The 23,646-nt window shown below is 72.5% G+C and carries 25 protein-coding genes and 1 other RNA gene; 11 read left to right on the top strand and 15 right to left on the bottom strand.

Features of this window, described 5'->3' with window-relative positions; all coding sequences use genetic code 11:
• The 4 genes from AMETH_RS05330 to rnpB form a co-directional block, all read right to left on the bottom strand.
• Entirely contained in the window at window positions 1–456 is a 456-nt protein-coding gene (locus AMETH_RS05330; RefSeq protein WP_017987023.1) for a hypothetical protein, read from the bottom strand.
• A gap of 18 nt (window positions 457–474) precedes the next feature.
• Entirely contained in the window at window positions 475–741 is a 267-nt protein-coding gene (locus AMETH_RS05325) for a hypothetical protein (protein WP_017987022.1), read from the bottom strand.
• Window positions 742–1,894: 1,153 nt separating this feature from the next.
• The gene (locus tag AMETH_RS05320) at window positions 1,895–2,767 is read right to left on the bottom strand and encodes an SCO6745 family protein (RefSeq protein ID WP_026153829.1); all 873 of its coding nucleotides are present in this window, start codon (window positions 2,765–2,767) and stop codon (window positions 1,895–1,897) included.
• 40 nt (window positions 2,768–2,807) lie between these two features.
• An RNA gene (rnpB, locus tag AMETH_RS36245) (RNase P RNA component class A) lies at window positions 2,808–3,191 on the bottom strand.
• Window positions 3,192–3,322: 131 nt separating this feature from the next.
• On the opposite strand from rnpB, the gene sfnG reads away from it, so the two are divergent.
• From sfnG to AMETH_RS05300, 4 genes are all read left to right on the top strand, one after another.
• Complete coding sequence (gene sfnG, locus AMETH_RS05315) at window positions 3,323–4,444, top strand: dimethylsulfone monooxygenase SfnG (RefSeq protein WP_026153828.1); 1,122 nt, start codon at window positions 3,323–3,325, stop codon at window positions 4,442–4,444.
• Window positions 4,441–5,616 (top strand): acyl-CoA dehydrogenase family protein, encoded by a 1,176-nt coding sequence (locus AMETH_RS05310; protein WP_017987019.1) that lies wholly within the window; start codon window positions 4,441–4,443, stop codon window positions 5,614–5,616. The genes sfnG and AMETH_RS05310 overlap by 4 nt, the downstream gene beginning before the upstream one ends.
• A gap of 138 nt (window positions 5,617–5,754) precedes the next feature.
• Window positions 5,755–6,924, top strand: a complete 1,170-nt coding sequence (locus AMETH_RS05305; RefSeq protein WP_017987018.1) for an SLC13 family permease — start codon at window positions 5,755–5,757, stop codon at window positions 6,922–6,924.
• A gap of 9 nt (window positions 6,925–6,933) precedes the next feature.
• A complete protein-coding gene (locus AMETH_RS05300) occupies window positions 6,934–7,356 on the top strand; it encodes a hypothetical protein (RefSeq protein ID WP_017987017.1) in 423 nt (140 codons plus the stop codon).
• Between the two features lie 8 nt (window positions 7,357–7,364).
• On the opposite strand, the gene AMETH_RS05295 is transcribed toward AMETH_RS05300, so the two are convergent.
• Window positions 7,365–8,435 carry an aldo/keto reductase gene (locus tag AMETH_RS05295; RefSeq protein WP_017987016.1) on the bottom strand — a complete coding sequence of 357 codons (1,071 nt, stop codon included), beginning with the start codon at window positions 8,433–8,435 and terminating at the stop codon, window positions 7,365–7,367.
• Window positions 8,436–8,590: 155 nt separating this feature from the next.
• On the opposite strand from AMETH_RS05295, the gene AMETH_RS05290 reads away from it, so the two are divergent.
• Window positions 8,591–9,451: an AraC family transcriptional regulator gene (locus tag AMETH_RS05290; protein ID WP_017987015.1), complete on the top strand. Its 861-nt coding sequence runs from the start codon at window positions 8,591–8,593 to the stop codon at window positions 9,449–9,451.
• A 3-nt stretch (window positions 9,452–9,454) separates the two neighbouring features.
• On the opposite strand, the gene AMETH_RS05285 is transcribed toward AMETH_RS05290, so the two are convergent.
• From AMETH_RS05285 to AMETH_RS05275, 3 genes are read right to left on the bottom strand one after another with little or no spacing between them, the layout of a single operon-like run.
• Window positions 9,455–10,528 carry a bifunctional RNase H/acid phosphatase gene (locus tag AMETH_RS05285; protein ID WP_017987014.1) on the bottom strand — a complete coding sequence of 358 codons (1,074 nt, stop codon included), beginning with the start codon at window positions 10,526–10,528 and terminating at the stop codon, window positions 9,455–9,457.
• A 2-nt stretch (window positions 10,529–10,530) separates the two neighbouring features.
• Window positions 10,531–11,268, bottom strand: coding sequence for a zinc ribbon domain-containing protein (locus tag AMETH_RS05280; protein ID WP_017987013.1), 738 nt, complete (start codon window positions 11,266–11,268; stop codon window positions 10,531–10,533).
• 15 nt (window positions 11,269–11,283) lie between these two features.
• The gene (locus tag AMETH_RS05275) at window positions 11,284–12,090 is read right to left on the bottom strand and encodes a Nif3-like dinuclear metal center hexameric protein (RefSeq protein WP_017987012.1); all 807 of its coding nucleotides are present in this window, start codon (window positions 12,088–12,090) and stop codon (window positions 11,284–11,286) included.
• A gap of 40 nt (window positions 12,091–12,130) precedes the next feature.
• Here AMETH_RS05275 and AMETH_RS05270 point away from each other — a divergent pair, with 40 nt between their 5' ends.
• The 3 genes from AMETH_RS05270 to AMETH_RS05260 all read left to right on the top strand — a co-directional run bounded on the left by AMETH_RS05270 (window position 12,131) and on the right by AMETH_RS05260 (window position 14,548).
• Entirely contained in the window at window positions 12,131–12,604 is a 474-nt protein-coding gene (locus tag AMETH_RS05270) for a low molecular weight protein-tyrosine-phosphatase (RefSeq protein WP_017987011.1), read from the top strand.
• Between the two features lie 67 nt (window positions 12,605–12,671).
• Window positions 12,672–13,535 carry a fructosamine kinase family protein gene (locus tag AMETH_RS05265; protein ID WP_209436850.1) on the top strand — a complete coding sequence of 288 codons (864 nt, stop codon included), beginning with the start codon at window positions 12,672–12,674 and terminating at the stop codon, window positions 13,533–13,535.
• A gap of 149 nt (window positions 13,536–13,684) precedes the next feature.
• Window positions 13,685–14,548, top strand: a complete 864-nt coding sequence (locus tag AMETH_RS05260) for an SURF1 family cytochrome oxidase biogenesis protein (RefSeq protein ID WP_017987009.1) — start codon at window positions 13,685–13,687, stop codon at window positions 14,546–14,548.
• Here the strand turns inward: AMETH_RS05260 and AMETH_RS05255 are convergent.
• Both AMETH_RS05255 and AMETH_RS05250 read right to left on the bottom strand, forming a co-directional pair.
• Window positions 14,496–15,428, bottom strand: a complete 933-nt coding sequence (locus tag AMETH_RS05255; RefSeq protein ID WP_017987008.1) for a cobalamin biosynthesis protein CobD/CbiB — start codon at window positions 15,426–15,428, stop codon at window positions 14,496–14,498. The two genes, AMETH_RS05260 and AMETH_RS05255, sit on opposite strands and share 53 nt — an antisense overlap.
• A 36-nt stretch (window positions 15,429–15,464) precedes the next feature.
• Window positions 15,465–16,133, bottom strand: coding sequence for a FadR/GntR family transcriptional regulator (locus tag AMETH_RS05250; protein ID WP_017987007.1), 669 nt, complete (start codon window positions 16,131–16,133; stop codon window positions 15,465–15,467).
• Between the two features lie 133 nt (window positions 16,134–16,266).
• On the opposite strand from AMETH_RS05250, the gene AMETH_RS05245 reads away from it, so the two are divergent.
• From AMETH_RS05245 to AMETH_RS05235, 3 genes are all read left to right on the top strand, one after another.
• Complete coding sequence (locus AMETH_RS05245; protein WP_017987006.1) at window positions 16,267–16,764, top strand: gluconokinase; 498 nt, start codon at window positions 16,267–16,269, stop codon at window positions 16,762–16,764.
• Window positions 16,761–18,134 (top strand): GntT/GntP/DsdX family permease, encoded by a 1,374-nt coding sequence (locus AMETH_RS05240; protein WP_017987005.1) that lies wholly within the window; start codon window positions 16,761–16,763, stop codon window positions 18,132–18,134. Before AMETH_RS05245 ends, AMETH_RS05240 begins: the two co-directional genes overlap by 4 nt.
• 70 nt (window positions 18,135–18,204) lie before the next feature.
• Window positions 18,205–18,825 (top strand): hypothetical protein, encoded by a 621-nt coding sequence (locus AMETH_RS05235; protein ID WP_038532735.1) that lies wholly within the window; start codon window positions 18,205–18,207, stop codon window positions 18,823–18,825.
• Here AMETH_RS05235 and AMETH_RS05230 read toward each other — a convergent pair.
• From AMETH_RS05230 to AMETH_RS05215, 5 genes are all read right to left on the bottom strand, one after another.
• Window positions 18,784–19,536, bottom strand: coding sequence for a maleylpyruvate isomerase family mycothiol-dependent enzyme (locus tag AMETH_RS05230; protein ID WP_017987003.1), 753 nt, complete (start codon window positions 19,534–19,536; stop codon window positions 18,784–18,786). The two genes, AMETH_RS05235 and AMETH_RS05230, sit on opposite strands and share 42 nt — an antisense overlap.
• Window positions 19,537–19,738: 202 nt before the next feature.
• Entirely contained in the window at window positions 19,739–19,897 is a 159-nt protein-coding gene (locus AMETH_RS37720) for a hypothetical protein (RefSeq protein ID WP_156131605.1), read from the bottom strand.
• Between the two features lie 71 nt (window positions 19,898–19,968).
• On the bottom strand, window positions 19,969–20,976 hold the full coding sequence (gene nudC / locus AMETH_RS05225; protein ID WP_017987001.1) for an NAD(+) diphosphatase: 1,008 nt from the start codon (window positions 20,974–20,976) through the stop codon (window positions 19,969–19,971).
• On the bottom strand, window positions 20,973–22,355 hold the full coding sequence (locus AMETH_RS05220; RefSeq protein WP_017987000.1) for a M16 family metallopeptidase: 1,383 nt from the start codon (window positions 22,353–22,355) through the stop codon (window positions 20,973–20,975). The genes nudC and AMETH_RS05220 overlap by 4 nt, the downstream gene beginning before the upstream one ends.
• Complete coding sequence (locus tag AMETH_RS05215; RefSeq protein ID WP_020486767.1) at window positions 22,352–23,629, bottom strand: M16 family metallopeptidase; 1,278 nt, start codon at window positions 23,627–23,629, stop codon at window positions 22,352–22,354. Before AMETH_RS05215 ends, AMETH_RS05220 begins: the two co-directional genes overlap by 4 nt.
• Window positions 23,630–23,646: the final 17 nt, after the last annotated feature.

The following is a 23,646-nucleotide window of genomic DNA, read 5'->3' as shown; positions in this document are numbered from 1 at the left end:
CTACCGTGGCGCCGGAGTGCGCGCGCCACGCGGTCGTGCTGTCTGGTGGTGAGGATGCGACCCCGCCGCGGCGAGGTGCCGTTTGTGCTTGGGCAGCGGCCGCTGGTTCCGCACGCGGATCTTCGTGGCCGTGACCGCACCGCCCTCTCCGGAGGTCTTCTCGCGGGGCGTCTGCAGCTCGCGCAGCCACATCGTCATGACGGCTCCGAGCGGACGCTCGTGACTGATCTTGGCGGTGATCATCCGGGTGATCAAGATCGTGATGACGAACGCCCACGCGGTGGAGAAGAAGCCGAACCCAAAGCCGAGCTGCCGCTCCACCGCCAGGACGACGAGGAACACCGGGATGCCGACGCCCCAGGCCACGTAGCGGGCCCGCCACGGGAACGTCGCCTTCGGCGGGCCGAGCCAGACCGCGTCGACCCGGTAGACCTCGTCATCGGTTCGAATCCGCACGCGCGCTACCCCGCGCCGTCAGCTGGTGAACAAGCCGGCGATCCACTCGCCGACGTTGACGCCGAGCCCGCTCACGGCGAGGCCGACGATCGCGAGCGCGATCACCACACCGGCCAGGCGGCGCATGACGCCGGCGTTGTCGCCTTTGCCGCCACCGAGCCAGAGCAGCAACAGCGCGACGGCGAGCAGGACCAGGGGGATGATGTTGTCGAGGAGCCACTGCTGGACTCCACGGGTCCTGATCTCGCCCTGCGCCAGCTGCTGCACAAGTGTCATCATGGTCATCGCGTACTCCCAGGTGCGAGGAGTGTGGGTGTCGGGTGGGTCGGCGCGGGGCAGGCCCACGAGGTCGGAAAGTCCGGTCCGGTCTGTCTAGCCCATCATGGCGTCACAAGCTGTGACGGTCAAAGCGCTCTCTGTCGAACGGCAGTCCATCCACACCAGGCACAGTACGGCCACTTCTCCTGAACTCGTCGCCCTCCATCATCGTGGCAAGACCGCTCAGGGTTAACCCCCTGCACCCGGATTTCCTAGTGTGGGTGGGGACTCACCCACAGGCGCAATCACGCCTCACTCTGGGTGTGCGGTATCGCTCCTCGATGGCGCGAGCAACAGTGTGGCATGCCCCGATCGGCCGCATGGCATGTACCCGGGCGTGACGACCTCTCCGGGCGAGTCGATCATCCGATCCAGCGAACGCGCTCACGGAGCGCCCAGGTGGGCCCGTTTTGCCCTCACAAACCGTGATCGGTACGCACTTTCGGTGGACTCAGGTGTAAGCGCTCACTGTGACGAGCGCCGCCGTGGGACGCGGTGGTCGGGGGGCGCGATGAACAGCGGGTGATCGACATGCGCGGCGTGGTGCCGGGCGGGCAGGGAGCGCTTTCCGACGGGGCCGCGGTGACGGAGGGCGAGCGCGAACGCTTGCCTCCTCACGGAAGGTGAGATTTCGGGGCGCGGTGTGCGGCGGTCGAGCGCTTCGGGGAGGCGCGGGCGTGGATGGGGCGGCTCTTGCCGCGGAGATTCCGTCTAGGGAAGCGCCGTGGGCGACGGTCTGCCGCAACGGTGGGAAGCAGCGTGCCCAACCCGGGAAGGCGACCTCGGCGATGGCCTGTCGCGCGGCTGCGCGGGCGCGGGCGAAGCCACTCGGCCTCAGGCGGCCGGGACGACGCGGCGTGGCTCGGGTGGGCCGGTTCGCGCCACGAAGATCCGATCCCGGGGTGAGCGCGGTGGGCGTCGGCCTGCCGCGCAGCAGTGCTGGATCGGGCAGCGAGCGCAACTCGGGAAAATAAGTAACAGCTCAGGGCGCCGGCTCGCGCCACCGCAAGGGGCGGTGAGCAGGGCACAGCCGTGTGGGCGTGCGGTGAGCCGCGCGGGAGTGGACGTGCGTCGGGCAGGCCTCAGCCGGGGGGAGACGCGGCCGCGGCGCGGGCCGGGCTCAGGCGCGCGCCGTCGCGAAGATGCCGTCTGGGAAGGCGCCGTGGGCCACGGCGTGCCGCGCCAGTTCGCGGGCCAGCTCGTGCAATCGCGCGGCCTTTTCGGCGCCCAGGTGCCGCCACGGGGCCGTCGCGGAGGCGTTCGTCTGCTCTTCGATGCTCTGCCGCAGCACCGTGCCCTCCGGGGTGAGCCGGCCGTCGGCGTCGAGCAGGCCCTGCTCGCGCAGCTCCTCGACGCCCGCGGCCCACTGCTCGTCGGACCAGCCGCGTGTTGCCTTGGCCACCGGCTCCAGGAAGCCCTTCCCCGTCGCCGTGTAGGTGATCAGCGCGGCCAGCCCGCTCAGCCCGTGCCCGACCAGCGCCGCGATGTGCCCGTCGCCGCGGTGCTCGCGCAGCAGCGTCGCCGCGTGCCAGAGGACCAGGTGCGGCTCCGCCGGCCACTCCAGCTCCGCGTGCCCCGCGTACAACGGGCGCCCCTCCGGACTCAGCACCGACGCCGCCGAGCGCGCCAGCTCCGCTGCCTCCGCGAGCCGCGGTGAGGTGATCAGCTCCTCGCCCAGCACCCGGCGCAGCCCGGCGTCGGCCGCGGCCAGCCGGGCCTCCAGGATCCGCCCCGGCGACGCGAGGGTCCACGCCCGCGGGATGTGCCTGGCGACCAGCTCCGGATTGAAGTTGTAGAAGGTGGCCGCGACGACGCCCGCGCCGACCGGGCCCATCGGCGCGGCCCGGCTGGCGAAGTAGCCCATCCGGCCGGGCCGCAGCCCGGCCGCGGTCAGCTCCTGCTCCGCCTCGGGCGCGAAGTAGACGAACGAGTGCAGCGGTTCGAGCACCCGGTGGCACCGGAACGCGACGTCGCGAGCTTCTGCGTGATCCACGAGCCCGACCGTAGGCCAACGGCGGGCCGGCGGGAAGGGGCGGACGAGTTGGCCTGTAAGCCGGATCCTGTTCCGCGGCCGGAACCGCGGCGGCGGCCATCCATCTAGGCCTGCCGTCGCCGGCAGGCTCGAGCGGCCTACCCGCAGGCATCGGACGGGCCGCCCTCGATCGCCTGCGCAGGCGCCTCGCGGCGCCCTCTTGGCCTTGCTCCGGGTGGGGTTTACCTAGCCACCCCGGTCACCCGGGGTGCTGGTGGTCTCTTACACCACCGTTTCACCCTTACCCCGGCGGTGAAGCCGGGGCGGTCTGTTTTCTGTGGCACTGTCCCGCGGGTCGCCCCGGGTTGCGGTTAGCAACCACCCTGCCCTGCGGAGTCCGGACTTTCCTCGAGGGGGTGACCCTCGCGACCGCCCGGCCAACTCGTCCGCCCACTCAGGGTAACCGTTCCCACGGCGTGGACGTCGGTTGCCCCTCCCCCTGCGCGCCGCTTTACTCGGAATCAGATCGCGCGGCCGTCGACGCACAATTCCCGGAACCATTTCGATGGAGCCTTCATGCCCGCACCACTCAAATTCGCCTATTGGGTGCCCAACGTCAGTGGCGGACTGGTCACCAGCCGCATCGAACAACGCACCGACTGGGGTTACGACTACAACCGCGAACTCGCCGTGCTCGCCGAGAACAACGGATTCGAGTACGCCCTCACCCAGGTCCGCTACACCGCCAGCTACGGCGCCGCCTACCAGCACGAGTCCACCGGGTTCAGCCTGGCGCTGCTGCTGGCGACCCAGCGGCTCAAGGTGATCGCGGCCGTCCACCCCGGACTGTGGCACCCCGGCGTGCTGGCGAAGTTCGTGGCCAGTGCGGACGTGCTGTCCGGCGGCCGGGCCGCGGTGAACGTGGTGAGCGGCTGGTTCAAGGACGAGTTCACCGGTCTCGGCGAGCCGTGGCTGGAGCACGACGAGCGCTACCGGCGGTCCGAGGAGTTCATCCGCGTCCTCAAGGAACTGTGGACGAACGACGCGGCCGAGTTCCGCGGCGACTTCTACCGCATCCACGACTTCGACATCAAGCCCAAACCGCTGTCCACACCGGACCGTCCGCACCCGGAGGTGTTCCAGGGCGGCAACTCGACCGCGGCGCGCAAGCTGGCCGGTCGCGTGTCCGACTGGTACTTCAGCAACGGCAAGGACTTCGACGGCTTCAGCGAGCAGGTCGCCGAGGTCCGCGGCTACGCGGCTGAGCACAACCACGCGGTGCGGTTCGGGCTGAACGGGTTCGTCATCGCCAGGGACACCGAGGCCGAGGCGCGTGACGTGCTGCGGGAGATCGTGGACAAGGCCGACGTCCAGGCCGTCGAGGGCTTCCGGTCCGCGGTCCAGCAGGCCGGGCGGTCGACATCGGACAAGAAGGGCATGTGGGCGGATTCCGAATTCGCCGACCTGGTCCAGTACAACGACGGGTTCCGCACCGGTCTCATCGGGACGCCGGAGCAGATCGCGCGCCGGGCGGTGGAGTACAAGCGGCGCGGGGCGGACCTGCTGCTGCTCGGTTTCCTGCACTACCACGAGGACGTCGAGTACTTCGGCCGCGAGGTGCTGCCCATCATCCGCCAGCTCGAAAAGGAGCTCGACGCCACCGCCGCCACCCCCGAGCCCGTAGGGAGCTTCTCGTGACCGACTGGATCACCCGCGCCCGCGAGGTCGCCGCCCAGCTGGCGGTCGACGCCGTCGAGCGCGACCGCGCGAACAAGACGCCCTTCGCCGAAGTCCAGCTGCTCAAGGACAACGGCCTGGTCACCCTGCTCGGGCCCGCCGAGCACGGCGGCGGCGGGCAGACCTGGGAGACCGCCTACCGGGTGATCCGGGAGATCGCCAAGGCGGACGGCTCGATCGGCCAGCTGCTCGGCTACCACTACCTGTGGGCGTGGGCGGCGCGCCTGGTCGGCACCGACGCGCAGATCGCCGCGGTCGAGGAGCTGTACACGAAGAACAACTTCTTCTTCGGCGGCGCGGTCAACCCGCGCGACTCGGACCTGAAGATCACGCAGGACGGCGACGAACTCGTGTACCACGGGCACAAGTCGTTCTCCACCGGCAGCAAGGTGTCGGACCTGACCGTGCTGGAGGGCGTGCTGGAGGGGACCGACGATCACATCTTCGCGATCGTGCCGTCGAAGCAGCCGGGAATCGCGTTCCACGACGACTGGGACAACATCGGGCAGCGGCTCACCGAATCGGGCAGCGTGACCATTTCCGACGTGCGCGTGCCGTGGTCGGACGCCGCCGGATACGTGGACCGGAAATTCCAGCCGCTCGTCTACAACACGCTGAACGTGCCGACGATCCAGCTGGTTTTCACCAATTTCTACCTCGGCATCGCGCAAGGCGCGCTGGAGTCGGCGCTGGCCTACACGCGTGAGCGGACCCGCGCCTGGCCCTACGGCGGGGACGACAAGGCCTCCGCCACCGAGGAGTGGTACGTGCTGGAGGGCTACGGCGACCTCCAGGCCAAGCTGTGGGCGGCGGAAGCACTGGTGGACCGGGCTGGGGCGGCGATCTCGCCGATCCTGCACGCGCCGCGGGAGGATCTGACGCCCGAGGCGCGGGGCGAGGTGGCGGTGCTGATCGCCGCGGCCAAGCAGCGCATCGTCGACACCGGGCTGGAGATCGGCACGAAGATCTTCGAGCTGACCGGCGCGCGGGCGAGCGCCACGAAGTACGGGCTGGACCGGTTCTGGCGGAACCTGCGGACGCACTCGCTGCACGACCCGCTGCCGTACAAGCGGCGGGAGGTCGGGGACTACGCGCTGAACGGCCGCCTCCCCGAGCCCACCTGGTACACATAGCCACCTGTCGCCGGAAGGCCACCCCCGCAGCGCTGGGGCGCGGGGGTGGCCTTCACCCGCGAGCGGGTCGCTAGCGTTGGGGGCGTGGTCGCGGCAGCCGGGAGTCTCGGAGCGCTCGCCGCCGTCCTCGGGTTCGCCATGGCGCGCCCCCGCGGGTTGCCGGAGGCGCTCGTCGCCGTGCCCGCCGCGCTCGTCGTGCTCGCCATCGGGCTGGTGTCGCCCGGTGAAGCGCTGGCGCAGGTCACCGCGATGGCCCCGACGCTCGGGTTCCTCGCGGCGATCCTCGTGCTGGCCGACCTCGCCGACCGCGAGGGCGTGTTCCGGTGGCTCGGCGCCCGGCTGGCCACTACCTCCCGCGGCCGTCCGCGACGGTTGCTGGCGTTGACCTTCGCGGCGGCGGCGGGCACGACCGCGGTACTGAGCCTCGACGCGACCGTCGTCCTGCTGACGCCGGTCGTCCTGGCCACCACGCGGACGCTCGACCTGCCGCCCAAGCCGCACGTCTACGCGTGCGCGCACCTGGCCAACTCGGCGTCCACGCTGCTGCCCGTCTCGAACCTGACCAACCTGCTGGCCTTCGCCGCGTCCGGGCTGACCTTCACCGGGTTCGCCGCGCTGATGGCCCTGCCGTGGCTGGTCACCGTCGCCGTCGAGCTGGCGGTCTTCGGGTGGTTCTTCCGGCGAGACCTGGCCGGGTGCGTGGAGCCGCCCGCCGTCGACCGGGCCGCGCCGGTCTTCGCGCTGGTCGTGATCGGGCTGACGCTCGCCGGGTTCGGCGCGGGGCCGCTGATCGGGCTCGCGCCGGGGTGGGTGGCCGCGATCGCCGCCGCCGTCCTGGCCGTGCGGGCGCTCGTGCGGCGCGAGACCAGTCCCCGGCAACTGGTGGCGGCGGCGAACCCGCTGCTCAGCCTGTTCGTGCTCGGGCTGGCGATCGTGGTCCAGGCGGTGTCGGACCACCTGCTCGGCGGCCCGCTGCGGGCGTTGCTGCCGGACACGGCGAGCCTCGGCGGGCTGCTGCTGGCGGCGTTCGTGGCGGCCGCGCTGGCCAACCTGGTGAACAACCTCCCGGCGACGCTGATCCTGCTGGCGGCGCTCGGCCCGCACCCGGCGCCCGGGGTGCTACTCGCCGTGCTGCTGGGCGTGAACATCGGGCCGAACGCCACGTACCTCGGCTCGCTCGCGACGCTCCTGTGGCGCCGCGTGCTCGGCCGGGACGCACCTGGCCTGGGCGAGTTCACGCGGCTCGGCCTGGCGACCGTGCCGGTGAGCCTCGCGGCGGCGACCGTCGCGCTGTGGCTGGTGCTCTAACCTCCGACGATGTTGGACGGCTGCGTGCTCCCGCAACTCTGGACGCGCGCTCCGAGCGCGCGGCGGCTCCGCCGGGACCGGCTGGCCTTCCAGGCGGGCCGGGAGATCGGGTTCGGCTGCGCGATCCGCGGCGCGCCGGCCGGCCGCCGGCGCTGGACCCGCGGGCGGCTGCACCTGTCGCGCGAGGCGGGCGTCTGGTGGACGCCGCGCATCCGGCGCTCGCGGGCCCTTGCGCTGTCCTTACCGGCCATGGAGTTCACGGGCGTCCGGTTCCCGCGCGCGGGCGACTCCTGGCTCGGCGATTACGACGCGGTCCTTGTGTATGCGGCCGGCGCCGGGCGGCTCGAACTGGCGCTGTTCCGCCGCAACCGCCACCTGGTCGGCCTCGCGGACGAGCGCCTGAAGGGGCCGCTCGGCCGCCCCTGCCCGTGAACCGCGCGCTAGTAGCGCACCGTGCCGGGGGCCAGTGGCGGGTACACCGTCGAGGGCTCTCCGTCCACCGAGGTGCCCGCGAACTGGAGCATCGCCCGCTGCGAGCCGTGCATCGGGGCCGGGTAGGCCAGCTCCGGGGCCGACACCTCGTCCAGGGTGCGCACGTGCTCCGGCAGCAAGGCGGCCTCGTCGAGGTTGTCCTCCAGATGGTTCAAGCGCCGGGCGCCCAGGATCGGCACCACTCCCCGCGCCCGCAGCCACGCCAGCGAAACCGCGGCGGACGTCGTGCCCAGCTCCTCCGCGATCGCGGCGACCGCCTCGATCACCGGGTGCTCGGACTCCGCGGGACCGCCCACGAAGGCCGCCCGGGCGGAATCGGCCGGCGCGGCGCCCCGGCGGTACTTGCCGGAGAGGAACCCGTTCTTCAGCGGGCTCCACGCGACCAGCCCGAGGCCCTGGTCGGCGGCCAGCGGCGCGATCTCGCCCTCGACCGTGCGCGCCAGCAGCGAGTACTCGACCTGCAGCGCGATCAGCGGCGTCCAGCCCCGCAGCAGCGCCGTGGTCTGGGCCTGCGCGGTGACCCACGCGGGCGTGTTGGAGAAGCCGATGTAGCGGACCTTGCCGGCGCGGACCAAGTCGTCGAGCGCCCGCAACGTCTCCTCGACCGGGGTGTTGCGGTCCCAGTTGTGCAGCCAGTACAGGTCCACCTGATCGGTCCGCAGGCGGCGCAGCGACTCGTCGAGCTGGGCGATCACCGACCGCCGTCCGGCGCCGCCGCCGTTCGGGTCGCCGGGGTGCATGTTGGTGAAGAACTTCGTCGCCAGCACCACGCGGTCGCGGCGTCCCGGGTGGGCGGCGAACCAGTCGCCGAGGATCTTCTCCGAATGCCCGTTCGTGTAGAAGTTCGCGGTGTCGACGAAGTTCCCGCCGCGGTCGAGGTAGGTCGCCAGGATCTTCTCCGACTCCTCGACGCCGCAACCTGCGCCACCGGGGTCGTCGCCGAAGGTCATCGCGCCGAGGGCGTACGGGCTGACGCGCAGCCCGGATCGGCCCAGGGTGAGGTAGTGGTCGAGTGGCATGGGAGGTGCTCCTCGTGTCAGTCCGGATGGTCCTCCCATCGAAGCCCGCGGCCGCCGGTACCAGGTAGACCGATCCACGCGGGCTCTTGCACGATCCTCTCGACTCCGCCCGGATCGGGCTTGTGCCTCGTCGGCCGGGGTGGTTCCGTCGAGGAGTGCTCGACGAGATCCGCGACCTCATCGCGGCCCACGCCCGCCCCGACCTGCGGACGCCGGTCGACGGCCTGTTGCTGTCCCGGGTGGACACCACCGAGCCGGAGCACTCGCTCACCGAACCGCTGCTGGTGCTGATGGCCCAGGGCGAAAAACGGCTGCTGCTGGGCGACCGGGTGTTCGAGTACCGGGCAGGCCAGTTCCTCCTGGTCACCGCCGCGCTGCCGGTCACCGGCCGCTTCCTGGAGGCGCCGTCGCTGGGCGCCGGGCTGGTGCTGCGGCCGTCCGCGATCGCGCCGCTGCTGCTGGAGGCGCCCGCCCCGCGCACCCCGGCCGGGCCCGCCATCGCCACCGGGGACGCCGACGCCGACCTGCTCGACGCCGTGACCCGGCTGCTGCGGCTGCTCGACCGGCCCGCCGACGTGCCCGTGCTCGCCCCGCTGATCGAGCGGGAGATCCTCTGGCGGCTGCTCACCGGCCCGTGCGGGGCGACGCTGCGTCAGATCGGCCTCGCCGACAGCAGCCTGAGCCTGGTCGGCCGCGCGATCGGCCGGATCAGGGAAAACTACGCCGAGACGATGCGGATCGCGGAGCTCGCTCGGCTGTGCGGGCTGAGCGCCTCGGCGTTCCACCGGCACTTCCGCGCGGTCACCGCGATGAGCCCGCTGCAGTTCCAGAAACGGATCCGGCTGCAGGAGGCGCGGTCACTGCTGCTGGCCCGGCCGGACGACGTCGCCGGCGTCGGGCACCTCGTCGGCTACGACAGCCCGTCGCAGTTCAGCCGGGAGTACCGCCGCCTGCTCGGCGCGCCACCCGGCCGGGACGCGGCGCGCCTGCGGGCCGCGGCGCCCGCCTTGCCGTGAGGCTCAGGCCAGGTGCGAGATGTCGTTGACCAGGCGCACCGACGCGTTGCCGTCCGGGTAGAACTCCACGATCGACAGCGACGCCAGGTCCAGGTGCAGCCGGAACAGCAGCGACGGCCCCGCGTCCAGGCCGAGCCGCAGCAGGGACTTGATCGGGGTGACGTGGCTGACCACGATGATCGTCCGCCCGGCGTGGCTCTCGACCAGCTCGTCCAGGGTGCGGCGGACCCGCTGGTGCACCTCGTCGAAGCTCTCCCCGCCCGGCGCGGGCACCGACGGGTCACGCAGCCACCGGCCGTGCAGCTCGGGGTCGCGCTGGGCGGCCTCGGTGAAGGTCAGCCCCTCCCACTCGCCGAAATCGGTCTCCAGCAGGCCGGGATGAGTTTCCACCCGGGCGCCGAGCGCGTCGGCGACAGACTGGGCCGTCTGCTTCGCCCTGGTCAGCGGGGAGGTCACGATCGCGGTGTCCGTGCCGAGGTCCGGCAGCGCGGCGAGGCGTTTCGCGGCAGCCGCGGCCTGCTGCAGGCCGTGCTCGGTCAGCGGCACGTCGCCGCGGCCCGAGTACCGGCGGTCCACCGACATCGCGGTCTGCCCGTGCCGCAGCAGCATCATCCGCGTCGGGGTGCCCTGCGCGCCGGTCCACTTCTGCGGCGTCGTGCGCTCCGGTCCCGCGCCCTTGCCCGCCTGGGTGTCCATCGCCTCGTTGGCGAGCCGGTCGGCGTGCGCGTTCTCGGCGCGCGGGATCCACTCGTAGCGCACGGCCGCGAACCCGGCAGCCAGCTGACGCGCCTGCTCGGCGAGCGGCTTCAACGCCTCGTGCTTGATCTTCCAGCGGCCGGACATCTGCTCGACCACCAGCTTCGAGTCCATCCGGACGTCGACCTCGGTGGCGCCCGCCTCGGCGGCCGCCCGCAGCCCGGCGATCAGGCCCGAGTACTCGGCGAAGTTATTCGTCGCCACCCCGAGCCCCTCCTGGCGCTCGGCCAGGACCGCGCCCGTCGCGGCGTCGCGGACGACGGCCCCGTACCCGGCGGGCCCGGGGTTGCCCCGCGAACCGCCGTCGGCCTCGACGACCACTCTCACAGGCCCGACTCCACCGTCCGCACCAGGATCGCGCCGCAGTTGTCGCACTGCACCACCTCGTCCTCGGCGGCCGCCTTGAGCTCGGACACGGTGTTGCGGTCGAACTCCATGTTGCAGGCCAGGCACTTGCGGGCCCGCACCAGCGCGGCGCCGATGCCCTTGTGCGCGCGCACGCGCTCGTACAGCTTCAGCAGCCCCTCGGGGAACCGCGGCACCAGCTTCGCGCGGTCCTCTTCGCGGCGGGCCTTCGTGGTGTCCAGGTCCTTGAGCGTCTCGTCGCGGCGGCCCTCGACGTCGGCCAGCGCCTGCTCGGTCTTGTCGACCTCGGCGCCGGTGCGCTGCACGTCCAGGCCGAGCGCTTCGCGGCGCTCCATCAGCTCCAGCAGGTCGTCCTCGAGTGCGCTCTGGCGCCGGGCCAGGGTCTCCAGCTCGTGCTGCAGGTCCGCGACCTGCTTGGCGGGCAGGGTGCCGCCGTCGATCAGCTTGCGGTCGCGGTCCTCGCGGGCGCGGACGGACTCGATCTCCTTCTCCTGGCGGGCGATCTCGCGGTCCAGGTCGGAGGCGGCGGTCTCGTGCCGGATCGCCGTGTCGCGCAGCTCGCGCAGGGTCTTCTGGATGCCCTCGATCTCGGCGAGCTCGGGCATGGTGCGGCGGCGGTGCTCGACCCGGGACAGCTCGGCATCCACTTTCGCGAGCTCGAGCAGCTGACGCTGGACGGCTGGCTCTGCCTTCACTGGTACTCCCTCGGATTACGCACGGATGGTCCACGGATCGGTTCGGCGCGCGGACACGTGAACGTTGACGTTACCCGCAAAGGCGTCCCGCAGGATGGCCGAGGCTTGACCGCACCACGGCCACTCGCTGGCCCAGTGGGTCAGGCCGACCAGTGCGGGCGCGTCCACGCCGGTTTCCAGGTGCTCGCCCGCGGGGTGGTGCCGCAGGTCCGCGGTGACGTAGGCGTCCACGCCGGCCGCGGTCGCGGCACCGAGGAAGCTGTCCCCGGCTCCGCCGGACACCGCCACCGTCCTAATGAGACGGTCCGGGTCGCCGGCCCCGAGCACGCCCGGCTCGGTGCGTGGCAGGGCGGCGGCCACCCGGCGCACGAACGCGGCGAACGGCTCGGGCTCCGGCAGCTCGCCGATGCGGCCGAGGCCGGTGGAGCCGTCCGGGTGCGGGTCGAGCGGGCGGAGCACCCGCAGCCCGATCGCCCCGGCAAGTGCGTCGGACACCCCGGGGTTCGCCGAGTCGGCGTTCGTGTGCGCGCAGTACAGGGCGATGCCGGCACGGATGAGGCGGTGCACCAGCGCGCCCTTCGGGGTGTCGGCGGGCACGCCATGCACGCCGCGCAGCAGCAGCGGGTGGTGCGCGACGACCAGCTGGACGCCGGTCTCGATGGCCTCGTCGATGGTGGTCGCGACCGGGTCGACGCAGATCAGGACGTCGGTGACCGGCTCGGCGGGGTCGCCGCAGACCAGGCCGACCGCGTCCCAGCTCTCCGCGAGCGCGGGCGGGTAGGCGTCCTCCAGTGCGGCGATCACTTCGGCGAGCGCGGGCATGTTGGGATCTTCGCATGCGGCGTGGGGCAGACTGCGGGGTGTGACCGAGCCGAGCCTGCACATCTGCTTCGTCTGTTCCGGCAACATCTGCCGCTCCCCCATGGCGGCCATCGTCTTCCGGGCGCACCTGGAGCGCACCGGCCTGGCCGACCGGGTCCGCGTCACCAGTGCCGGCACCGGGCCGTGGCACGTCGGCGAACCCGCCGATCCGCGTGCCCGCGAGACCCTGCGCGAGCACGGCTACACCGGCAAGCACGTGGCCGCGCAGGTCGACAGCGACCACTTGGCCGCCGACCTGCTGCTCGCCGCCGACCGGGGCCACCTGCGGGAACTGCGGCGGCTGGTGGACGACCCCGAGCGCGTGCGGCTGCTGCGGTCCTTCGACCCGGAAGCCCCCGACGGCGCGGAGGTCCCGGACCCGTACTACGGCGGCGACGACGGGTTCGAGGAGGTCCTCGCGATGGTCGAACGGACCGTTCCCGCGCTGCTGGACTGGGCGAAGGCGCGGCTCTGAGCCGCGCTCATGCGGTCGCGGCCGCGCGCGGTTACCGTGGCGGCGGGGAGACGAAAAGGTGCTGGACATGAGCGTTCGCGAAGCCGTCGAACGGCTGCTGGGAGTCCCGGTCACCGGGGTGCGCCGCAGCGGTGGCGCGGTGTGCCTGGTGACCGCCGAGGGGCGGGGTGTGCTGGTCGCCAAGCAGGGCAGCGGGCCCGGCGCGACCGCTGCCGAAGCCGCCGGGCTGCGGTGGCTCGGCGAGCACGGCGACGTCCCCGTCCCTCGGGTCCACGCGCACGACGACGAGTGGATCGTCATGGAGTACGTGCCGCCGACGTACCCCGAGACGGCCGCGGCGGAAGCGTTCGGGCGCGGTCTGGCGCGGCTGCACCTGCGGGGCGCGCCCGCGTACGGGTCGCCGCCGCCCGGCGGACCGGCCGACGCGTGGATGGGTCTCGCGCCGATGCGCAACGAGGAGTGCCCGGACTGGGCGACGTTCTACGGTTCACACCGCGTGCTGCCCTACGTGCGGATGTGCGTGGACCAGGGCCTGTACGACGCCGGGCAGGCGCAGGTGTTCGAGCGGTTGTGCGCGCGGCTGCCCGAGCTGGGCGGCCCGGCCGAACCCCCGTCCCGCCTGCACGGCGACGCGTGGAGCGGCAACGTGCACTGGGGGCAGGGCGCGGTGTGGCTGATCGACCCGGCGGCGCACGGCGGCCACCGCGAGACGGACCTGGCGATGCTGCGGCTGTTCGGCACGCCGCTGCTGGAGCACATCCTGGGCGCGTACGAGGAGGCGGCGAAGGACCTGGACGCCCCGCTCGCCGACGGCTGGCGGGAGCGCGTGGAGCTGCACCAACTGTTCCCGCTGCTCATGCACGCGGCGGTGTTCGGGGCCGGCTACGCGCGGCAGGCGCTCCGGGCTGCTGAGGCGGCGCTGGCGCGCTGAGGCGTGGGTTGATGTCGCGCGCTGAAGCGCGGGTTAGCGGGCCGGGGGGGGCGCGGCAGCGTGGTGCGCAGGCACCACAGGTGTCACCTGCCACACGCCGCGCTGACCTCCCCCCACACCCCCCACCGGGGACGGCCTACCGTAGGGGTGTGCGGCTGAAGTTCCTCCTCCGGCCGAGCTGGCTCGCCCTCGTGGTGGGTGTGCTCGCGTTCGCGTTCGCCTGCTTCACGCTGCTGTCGCCGTGGCAGTTCTCCCGCAACGACGAGCGCGAAGCCCAGAACCGGGCCATCGAGGCCTCCCTCACCGCCGACCCGCGCCCGTTGAACGACGTTCTCCCGCCCGGCGCCGCCCCTGACACCAACACCGAGTGGACCCGCGTCGAGATCACCGGCTCCTACCTGCCGGAACACGAGGTCGTCGCCCGGCTGCGGACCGTGCAGGGGCAGCCCGCGTTCGAGGTGCTCACCCCGTTCCGCGCCACCGACGGACAGGTCGTCCTCGTCGACCGCGGCTACGTCCAGCCGGACTCCCGCACCGAGGTCCCGCCCTACGCCGCACCCCCGGCGGGCACCGTGACGATCGTCGCGCGGATCCGGGAGGACGAGAACGACCCGAAGAACCGGGACGCGTTCGCCGACGCCTCCACCCACGGCAAGCTGCAGAGCTACAGCGTCGACTCCCGTGTGGTGGCGCGGTCGAGCGGCCTGGACATCCGCAGCGGCTACTTCCAGCTCGACTCCGACCAGCCGGGCGTGCTCAACGCGCTGCCGCTGCCCCAGACCGACGCCGGCCCGTTCTTCTCCTACGCGCTGCAGTGGATCGCGTTCGGGATCATGGCGATCGTGGGCCTGGTGTACTTCACGGTCCGCGAACTGAAGCCCGGCGGCGTGCTCAACGAGATGGCCGAGAAGAACAAGCGCAAGCGCCGGTCCGTCGCCGAAATCCTCGCCGAGGACGAGGTCAACGAGACCGGCGGCGAAGACCGAACAGAGCAGCCAGCACAGCGGAACTGACCCCGGCCAGCCACCCGACCACCCGGGACAGCTCGACCGCGCGCGTCACGTGACCGGCGTCCGGGTTCCGGCCGTCGCCCAGCACCGGCAGCTCCTCGACGCCGTGCGGGTAGACCGTGCGGCCGCCGAGGCGGATCTCCAGCGCGCCCGCGAACGCCGCCTCCATCCGGCCGGCGTTGGGGCTCGGGTGGGCCGCGGTGTCCCGACGCCACGCGCGCCACGCGCCGGCCGCCGAGCCGCCGACCACCGGCGCGCTCGACACCGTCAGCGCGGCCGCGAACCGGGTGGGCAGCAGGTTGACCAGGTCGTCCAGGCGCCGCGCGAACCACCCCGCCGGACGGGTCGGGTCACCGGTCCGCAGCACCGACACGGTCCGCGCGGCGAGCAGGCCGGGCATCCCGGCGACCGCGCCCCAGAACAGCGGGCCGACGACGGCGTCCGCGGTGTGCTGCGCGACCGACTCCACCGACGCCCGGGACAGGCCGACCACGTTCAGCCCGCCGGTCTGCCTGCTGTCCAGTTCGGACAACGTCTCGCGCGCCGCGTCGAGTTCGCCCTCTTCGAGGTCGCGGGCCAGTTCGGTGCCGTCGGCGGCGAGACCGGCGCCGCCGAGAACGGCCCACGTCGCGACGGCCGTGCCGAGCGCCTGCAGGACCGGACTGCGCCGCAGCGACCGCTCCGCCAGCACCCCGGCCACGACGGCCGAGCCGGCCAGCCCGCCGGCGAAGGCGACCCCGGCGAGGCGGTGCTGGGGCAGGCTCGCGTCGACGGTCCGGACGGCGCGGGTGAACACGGTGACCGGCCGTCCGCGCTTCGGCTCGCCGATCACTCCGTCCGCCGCCGCCCCCAGCAGCAGTCCGATCGCCCGTGCGGCACTCACTCGCGGCTCCCCCCGAGGTCGGTATCCGCCGTGAGGCTACTCGAACTGCTGGGCGACCTCGTCGCGCGCCTGGACCATGATGTCGCGCATCGCGCGCTCGGCCCGGTCGGCGTCCGCCCCGTCGATGGCGCGGGCGACCTCCAGGTGCAGCGCGACCGCCTCCGGCTGTGGTTCCGGCGGCATCAGGCCGTGCTCGGTCCGCCCGGTCAGCACCTCCGCGACGACCGCGGAGAGCTGCGTGAACATCGGATTGCCCGACGCCGCGAGCACCAGGTGGTGAAAAGCGATGTCGTGCCCGAGGAAGGTGTGCAGATCCCGCGCATGTGCGGTGACCTCCAGCCGGGCACCCAGTGCCCGTAGCCGTCCGCGCTCCTCGGGTGTCGCGCGGATCGCGGCGAAGCGCGCGGCGCTCGGCTCGACCGCCCACCGCAGTTCCATCAGGTTGCGCAGGGCGACGGGGCGCTGCTCGCCGTCCAGTTGCCAGCGGATCAACCGGGGGTCGTAGTGGTTCCAGTCGGCGCAGTCCCGCACCGTGATGCCGACCCGGCGCTTGCTTGTGGTCAGCCGCATCGCTTCCAGCGCGCGGACGACCTCACGCGCCACAGTGCGCGAGGCGCCGTGGTTCTGCTGCAGCTCCTCCAGCCGCAGCACCGTGCCCGGCGGCAGCTTCCCGCAGGCGATCGCGGTGCCCACCGCGTCGAGCACGCGCTCGTGAATTCCCTCGGCCACGAAGGTGACGCTAGACCACTGATTCGATTAAGTAGTACTTGTGGGTTGAATAAGTAGTACTTTTGCGGTGCACTGATCGAGTGACAGCGAGGTCTGAGGAGCGAAGCCAATGACGGTCATCGTCGTGATGGGGGTCGCCGGTTCGGGCAAGACGACGGTGGGTTCGGCGCTGGCCGAGCGCCTCGGCGTCGAATACGCCGAAGCGGACGCCTTCCACCCGCCGGCCAACATCGCGAAGATGTCGTCCGGCCACCCGCTCGACGACGAAGACCGGTGGCCGTGGCTGCACGCCATCGCGGCGTGGATCTCCGACCACCAGGCCACGGGCGGCGTGGTGTCGTCGTCCGCCCTGAAGCGGCGCTACCGCGACGTGTTGCGGACCGGCGGGGACGTGTGGTTCCTGCACCTCGACGGCCCGCGCGACGTCCTCGCGGAGCGGCTGCAGGGGCGCACCGGGCACTTCATGCCGGTGTCGCTGCTGGACTCCCAGCTCGCCGACCTCGAACCCCTCGAAACCGATGAGCGCGGCCTGATCGCCGACATCCTCGAAGCCCCCTCGGCGATCGTGGACCGCGCGCTCACCGAGCTGGCAAAGGAGCAGCCGTGAGTACTCTCGCCGCCGCCTGGACGGGTCACGACACCCGCCTGGTCGTCGCGACCCTGATCGGCATCGCCGTGATCGTGGTGCTGATCAGCAAGGCCCGCATGCACGCCTTCCTGTCGCTGATCATCGGATCGGTGGTCGTCGGCCTGCTGGGCGGACTGCCGGTCGACAAAGTGATCAAGAGCTTTTCCAGCGGGGTGGGCTCGACCGTCGCGTCGGTCGGTCTGCTGATCGCGCTGGGCGCGATGCTCGGCAAGCTGCTGGCCGATTCCGGCGGGGCGGAACAGATCGTCGACACGATCCTGTCCCGCACCTCGTCGAAGGCGCTGCCGTGGGCGATGGCGCTGGTCGCCGCCCTCATCGGGCTGCCGATGTTCTTCGAGATCGGCCTGGTCATGCTCATCCCGGTCGTGCTGCTGGTCGCCAAGCGCAGCGGCAAACCGCTGATGCTGGTCGGGATTCCCGCGCTGGCCGGGCTTTCCGTGCTGCACGGCCTGGTCCCGCCGCACCCGGGCCCGCTCGCCGCGGCCGGCGCGCTCAACGCGAGCGTCGGCATCGTGCTCGGCCTCGGCCTGCTGGTCGCCATCCCGACCGTGATCATCGCGGGCCCGCTGTTCGGCAAGGTCGCCGCGCGCTGGGTGCCCGAGGCGAAGGCCCCGGACCACCTGATCCCGGCCGCGGGCGGGAGCGAGGACGACCGACCGCGGCCGAGCTTCACCGCGACGCTGGTGACCGTGCTGCTGCCGGTGGTCCTGATGCTGGGCAAGGCGATCGCGGACATCGTCGCCGACAGCGGCAACCCGGTCCGCCGGGTGCTGGACTTCGTCGGTGACCCGCTGATCGCGCTGCTCGCCGCGGTGCTGCTGGGCATGTTCACGCTGGGCCGCGCCGCCGGGTTCACCCGCGACCGGCTGGCTTCGACGATCGGCGATTCGCTCGGCCCTATCGCCGGGATCATCCTGATCGTCGCCGCCGGCGGCGGGTTCAAGCAGATTCTCGTCGACGCGGGCGTCGGCAACGTCGTCACGCAGCTCGCCGAGGGCGCCAACATCCCGGCGCTGCTGCTCGGCTGGCTGGTCGCGGTGCTGATCCGGCTCGCGACGGGCTCGGCCACCGTGGCGACGGTGTCCGCGGCCGGCCTGGTGTCCGGCCTGGCGGCGACGATGTCGCCCACCGGGGCCGCGCTGCTGGTGCTCGCGATCGGCGCCGGCTCGCTGTTCTTCTCGCACGTCAACGACGCCGGTTTCTGGCTCGTCAAGGAGTACTTCGGGTTGTCCGTCGGCCAGACCATCCGGAGCTGGTCGATCATGGAGACGGTGATCTCGGTGGTCGCGATCGCGATCATCCTGCCGCTGGGCGCGCTGCTCGCCTGAGTCCGAGGGGGCCTTCGGTTGGTGCCGAAGGCCCCTTATGCCGTGCGCGCCGCCGCAGAACGCTGGCGGCATGACCGAAAAACTCCTGATCGACGAGTACCTGCCCGTCCACGAAGCGCACCAGCTCGACGCCGTTGTCGTCGACGCGCCACCGGACGCGACCTACCGCGCGGTCCGCGACCTGGACCCGGACAAGGTCGCCCAGGCCGTGCCCCTGCTGCGCGTGCTCGGCCGCGCCCGCGCGATCCCGGCCGCCATCGCGGACCGGATCCGCGGCGACACCGAGACGCCACCGGAATCCCTGCCGGCCGACGAGTACCAGGCCGCGTTCGTGCTGCTCGACGAGCGGCCGGGCACCGAGTTCGTGGTCGGCATGATCGGCAAGTTCATGACGGCGACGCAGCTGGAGTTCCGGCGGTTCGAGCCGGGCGAGTTCGCCGGGTTCGACGAGCCCGGCTACGGCAAGGTGGCGCTGAACTTCATCGTCCAGCCGTACGGGCCGGGCCGGACGCTGCTGACCACCGAAACCCGCACGGCGACGACGGATCCGTTGTCCCGCAACCGGTTCGCGCGTTACTGGACGGTGGTCGGGCCGTTCGCCGGGTTCATCATGCGGCGGTGGCTGCGCCTGGCGAAGCGCAACGCCGAATCAGCCGAACGCGACGTGGTCCAGCCAGAAACCCAGCAGTGACGCGTCCCCGGTGACGGTGAGCCCCTCCGGCGGCCTGCGGCGGTAGACGAGCAGCAGCAGGTCGGTCAGCGAGCCGCACACGGTGACCGCCGCACCGGCGGGCCCGCGGCGCCAGCGGATGACGTCGCCGGTGAGGTCGACGAACCAGGACGCCTCCGGCGCCCGCCACGCGATCGTCCGGGCAGGCCCGAGCAGTTCCCGCTTGCGCGGGTCGGTCTCGAAGTGCTGGGGCAGGACGTCCAGCTCCATCCACTCGTCGATGGCGGCACCGGCGACATCGTCGGCGACCGTGAACTCCGCGCCGGCGGCGAGGCAGGCGTCGGCGCGGTGGACGACCGTCTCGAACGCGAAGCGCCGCGCCAGGAACGCCGCCCGGCCGAAGTCGAACGGTGCCCAGGCGGGCGCGTCGGGCCCGGCGGCCCGCAGGGTTTCCGCGAGCCGGCGCGCACCCTCCAGCAACCAGTGCGCGGGCACGTCGCCGGTGTCGTCACCGTCGAGTTTGCGCAACTGGTCGTCAGGCAGGTACTCCAGGCTGCGCGTCCGGACGATCTCCTCGGCCCAGCGGTGCCCGCCGCCGATGTGGCGCAGCAGCATGCCCAGCGTCCAGCCCGGGCAGGACGGCACCGGCGCACGCAGGTCCGCGCCCGCGGTGTCGGCCGTGAGCAGCTCGGTCTGGGTGACGATCTCGATGCAGTGCCGGTCGAAGTCCACGGTCTCCCCTTTCGTCGTCTGACACGAGGAGGTCGGAGCCGCGACCGGCTGCTCGACATCGGGCGCGCTGGCTTCCCGTCCGGGGCGCGCAGGCCTGCCCGGCGCATCGGACGAGCGCCGGCCGGTCAGTGGCAGGTCCGCGCGAGCGAGGCAAGCGACGTGCCTCCGCCCATCACGAGCGCGATCGACGTTGCCGGCAGGATCAGCTCGCGATCGAGCACAAGCCCTTCCGCCCGCACCATGTGCGGCCGCCGGACGCGGCGACGAGCTGCACGAGATGCGGTTCGCCGCCGAACCCGAGGCGCAAACCGAGCCCCGGCGACACATCGAGCGAGCACAAGCCCGTCAATGGCAGGTCCACGCGAGCGAGGCAAGCGACGTGCCTCCGGCCGACGCCCGCGCACGCCGCACACCTGCTCGAAAGCCTGACCCTCAGCCCCGTTCCGCGTACGCCCACGCTTCCAGCATCACGCGCGCGATCGACGAGTTGCCCGGCAGGATCAGCTCGCTCGCGCCGCCGAGGATGGGGACCGGGCGGCCCTTCGCCTCGAATGCCGCGCGCACCTCGGCGCGGGGCACCCACAGCGCGGCCTCGATCTCGCCGTCGGCGGGGACCAGCGGGCGCGAGGCGTCGGCCTTCGCGGCGAAGCCCAGCATGATCGAGCGCGGGAACGGCCACGGCTGGCTGCCCAGGTACCGCACGTCGTGGACGTCCGCGCCGACCTCCTCCCGGATCTCCCGCACACAACAGCCCTCGAGCGACTCGCCTGCCTCGACGAACCCCGCCAGCACCGAGTACCGCCCGGGCGGCCACACCGGCTGGCGCGCGAGCAGGACGTGCTCCCCGTTCACGCCCTCCTCGTTGTGCACCAGGCAGATGATCGCCGGGTCGGTGCGCGGGTACTCCTCGCGGCCGCATGCCTCGCACTTCGACGCCCACCCGAACTGCACCAGGTGCGTCGGGCTGCCGTCGCGCACGCAGAACCGCGCCTGCCGGTGCCACACCCGCAGCGCCTGCGCCGTGGTGAACAGCCCGGCGGCCGTGTCGTCCAACTGGTCGCCGTGCGCCCGCAGCGTCACCCACAGCTCGCCGTCGACCCGCGGCGCCTCCTCGGGCACGCCCCAGCTGCCCGGGACCTCGACGATCTCCGGTTCGCCATCCGGCTCGCCCGGCAGCGACCAGTAGTCGACGCCCTGCCACTCGCCGAGGAACACCGCGTCCGCGGGCGGCTCCTCGCCGAACATCAGCGCCTTGCGGGTGGCCAGGACCGCCTCGCCCTCGCGGACCGGAGTCCGCAACTGCTTGTCCAGCAGCATGACCTGCGCGTCCGGCCACCGGGCGCGCAGGCGCTCCGGGTTGGTGCGCAGCGTCTCCTGCCGGTCCACAGTGGAGCGCGAGAGCGTCGGGAGGCGGCCCAGCGTGAACGGTGCGACGGTCACTTGCCGGGCTCCCCCACGATAACCCCGCCGAGCGCGGTCAGCCGCGGCGCGAGCGTCTCGGCGTCACCCACCACGACACCGGTGAACCGTGCCGGGGCGAAGAAGTCGAGCGCGGCCTGCGCGACCTCCTCCACGGTGACCGCGGCGACCCGCTCCGGGTGCTCGGCCAGCCACTCCACGCCGAGGCCGGCCGCGGTCAGCGCGGCGAGCTGGCTCGCCAGCCCGGCCTGCGACGACGTCGCGGTGAGCAACGAGCCGACCGCGTACTGGCGCACCGACTCGACCTCCTCGGCCGTCGGCGGCACGACTACGAGCCTGCCCAGCTCGTAGCGTGTCTCCAGCAGCGCGGCCGCGGTGACCTCGTTCGCGGTGTCCGCGTCGACGCCGACCGTCGCCGTGGTGCCGGTGAACTCGAACCCGGAGTGCGCGCTGTAGGTGTAGCCCTTGTCCTCGCGGATATTCTCCACCAGCCGCGAGGAGAAGTAGCCACCGTAGGTCATGTTCGCCAGCTGCAGCGCGGCGTAGCGCGGGTCCGTGCGCGGCAGCGACTGCGCGATCAGCCGGATCTGGGACTGCACCGCGCCGGCCCGCGGCACCAGCAGCAGGTCGCCGCCGGTGACCTCGGGCAGGCCGGGCATCACCACCGCCGACGCGTCGGACGACCAGCCGCCCAGCACGCGCTCGACATCGGCCGCGATCCGCTCCGGGTCGATGTCGCCGACGATCACCAGCACCGAACCACGCGGCAGCACCGAAGCGGTGTGCAGCGCGCGGACGGCCTCCGGCGTCACCTGTTCCACATCGGCGGCCTGCGGCACCTCGCGGGTGGCCGGGTGGTCGCCGTAGACGTGCCTGAGCAGCGCCTCGCGGGCGATCACCCGCGGCTGCGTGCGCGACACCGCCAGCCGCTCGACCAGCCGCGCCGACTCGCGCGCCACCTCGTCGTCCACGTAGGACGCTGCGGTGAGCGCGTCGGCGAGCACGTCCAGCAGCGTCGGCAGGCCGGCGGCCAGTCCGTTCCCGGAGATGGTCAGCCGCTCCGGGTCGACCACGGTGTCCAGCTCGCCGCCGATCAGCGCCAGCTCGGTGTCGATCTCGATCCGGTCGCGCCGGGCGGTGCCGGTGAGCATGGTCTCGGCGAGCACCTCGGCGGTGGCCGCGTGCAGCGGCGCCGTGCCGCCGAACGGGATCCGCAGCCGCAGCTCCACCAGCGGCACCGTCGGCTTGCGGACCGCGAGCAGGCGCAGGCCGTTGGACAGCACGGTGTCCACGTGGGACAGATCCGCCGCGGCCTTCTGCGCGCCGAGCTCCGGGACCGGGCGCGGTCCGGTGGCGGTTCGGCCGATCTCCTCGGCGCTGCGGTGGTCGACGGACGTCACTTCGCTCCCCCTTCGGGCTCGACGAGCAGGACCGCACGCGAGTCGGGCCGCAGCGCCTTGGCAGCGGCGGCCACGTCCTCGCCGGTGACGGCCGCCATCCGGTCCGGCAGCCGGGACACCAGGGACGGGTCCCCGTAGAGCAGTTCGAACGCGCCGAGCGACAGCGTCCGGGACATCAGCCGGTCGTGCTCGGCGTGCAGGCTCGCGCTCCAGCGCGCGGTGACCTTGGCCAGTTCCTGTGCGTCCGGCGGCGTGGCGGCCAGCTTCTCCAGCTCCTCGTCGACCGCGGTCAGCACCCGCTCCGCGGAGACGTCCGGCGAGTGGATGGCGGTGATCGAGAAGGTGTCCGGGTCGCGCGCCTCGAACGGGCCGAACAGGCCCGCGCCCGCGCCGATGTCGGTGACCAGCGGCTCGCGGTGCACCAGCCGCTGCTGCAGCCGGGAGCCGTCGCCGTCGGTCAGCACGCCAGCCAGCACCAGGTTCGCGAGGTAGGCGTCCAGCTCGCCGACCGGGTCCGGCATCCGGTAGCCGACGGCCAGCGCGGGCAGCGGCGCGTGCGGATCGGTGTGGTGGCCGCGGACCTCGCCGGCGGGCGGCGGCTCGGCGAACGAACGCTTCGGCGGCGCCGGACGGTGCGGCACGTCGCCGAAGTGCTTCTCGATCAGATCGCGAGCCCGGTCCGGCTCGAAGTCGCCCGCGACGGTGAGCACCGCGTTGGCCGGCGAGTAGTAGGTGTCGAAGAAGGCCGCGCAGTCGTCCAGGCTGGCCTGCTCCAGGTCGGTGAAGTCGCCGTAGCCGTTGTGCGCGTTGGGGAACGTCGAGTAGAGCACCGGCGGCAGGAGGATCCACGGGAACCCGCCGTAGGGCCGGTTCAGCACGTTGAGGCGGATCTCCTCCTTCACCACGTCGATCTGGTTGGCGAGGTTCTCCCGCGTCAGCTTCGGCGCGCGCATGCGGTCGGCCTCCAGGAACAGCGCGCGCTCCAGTGCCGCGGATGGCAGCACCTCGTAGTAGTCGGTGTAGTCCGGGTGGGTCGACCCGTTGAAGGTGCCGCCGCTGGACTGCACGATCTTGAAGTGCGCGAGCTTCTCCAGGCTCTCGCTGCCCTGGAACATCAGGTGCTCGAACAGGTGCGCGAACCCGGTGCGCCCCTCCGGCTCGGAGCGGAAGCCCACGTCGTAGTGCACGGCGACGCCGACAACCGGAGCGGTCGGGTCCGGCGCGAGCACTACGCGCAGGCCGTTGTGCAGGGTGAAGCGGGAGGTCTCGGCCATGAGCCCCACCATACGGC

Source organism: Amycolatopsis methanolica 239 (genome assembly GCF_000739085.1).
Lineage (GTDB): Bacteria > Actinomycetota > Actinomycetes > Mycobacteriales > Pseudonocardiaceae > Amycolatopsis_E > Amycolatopsis_E methanolica.
This window is presented reverse-complemented; position numbering and strand designations above follow the sequence as displayed.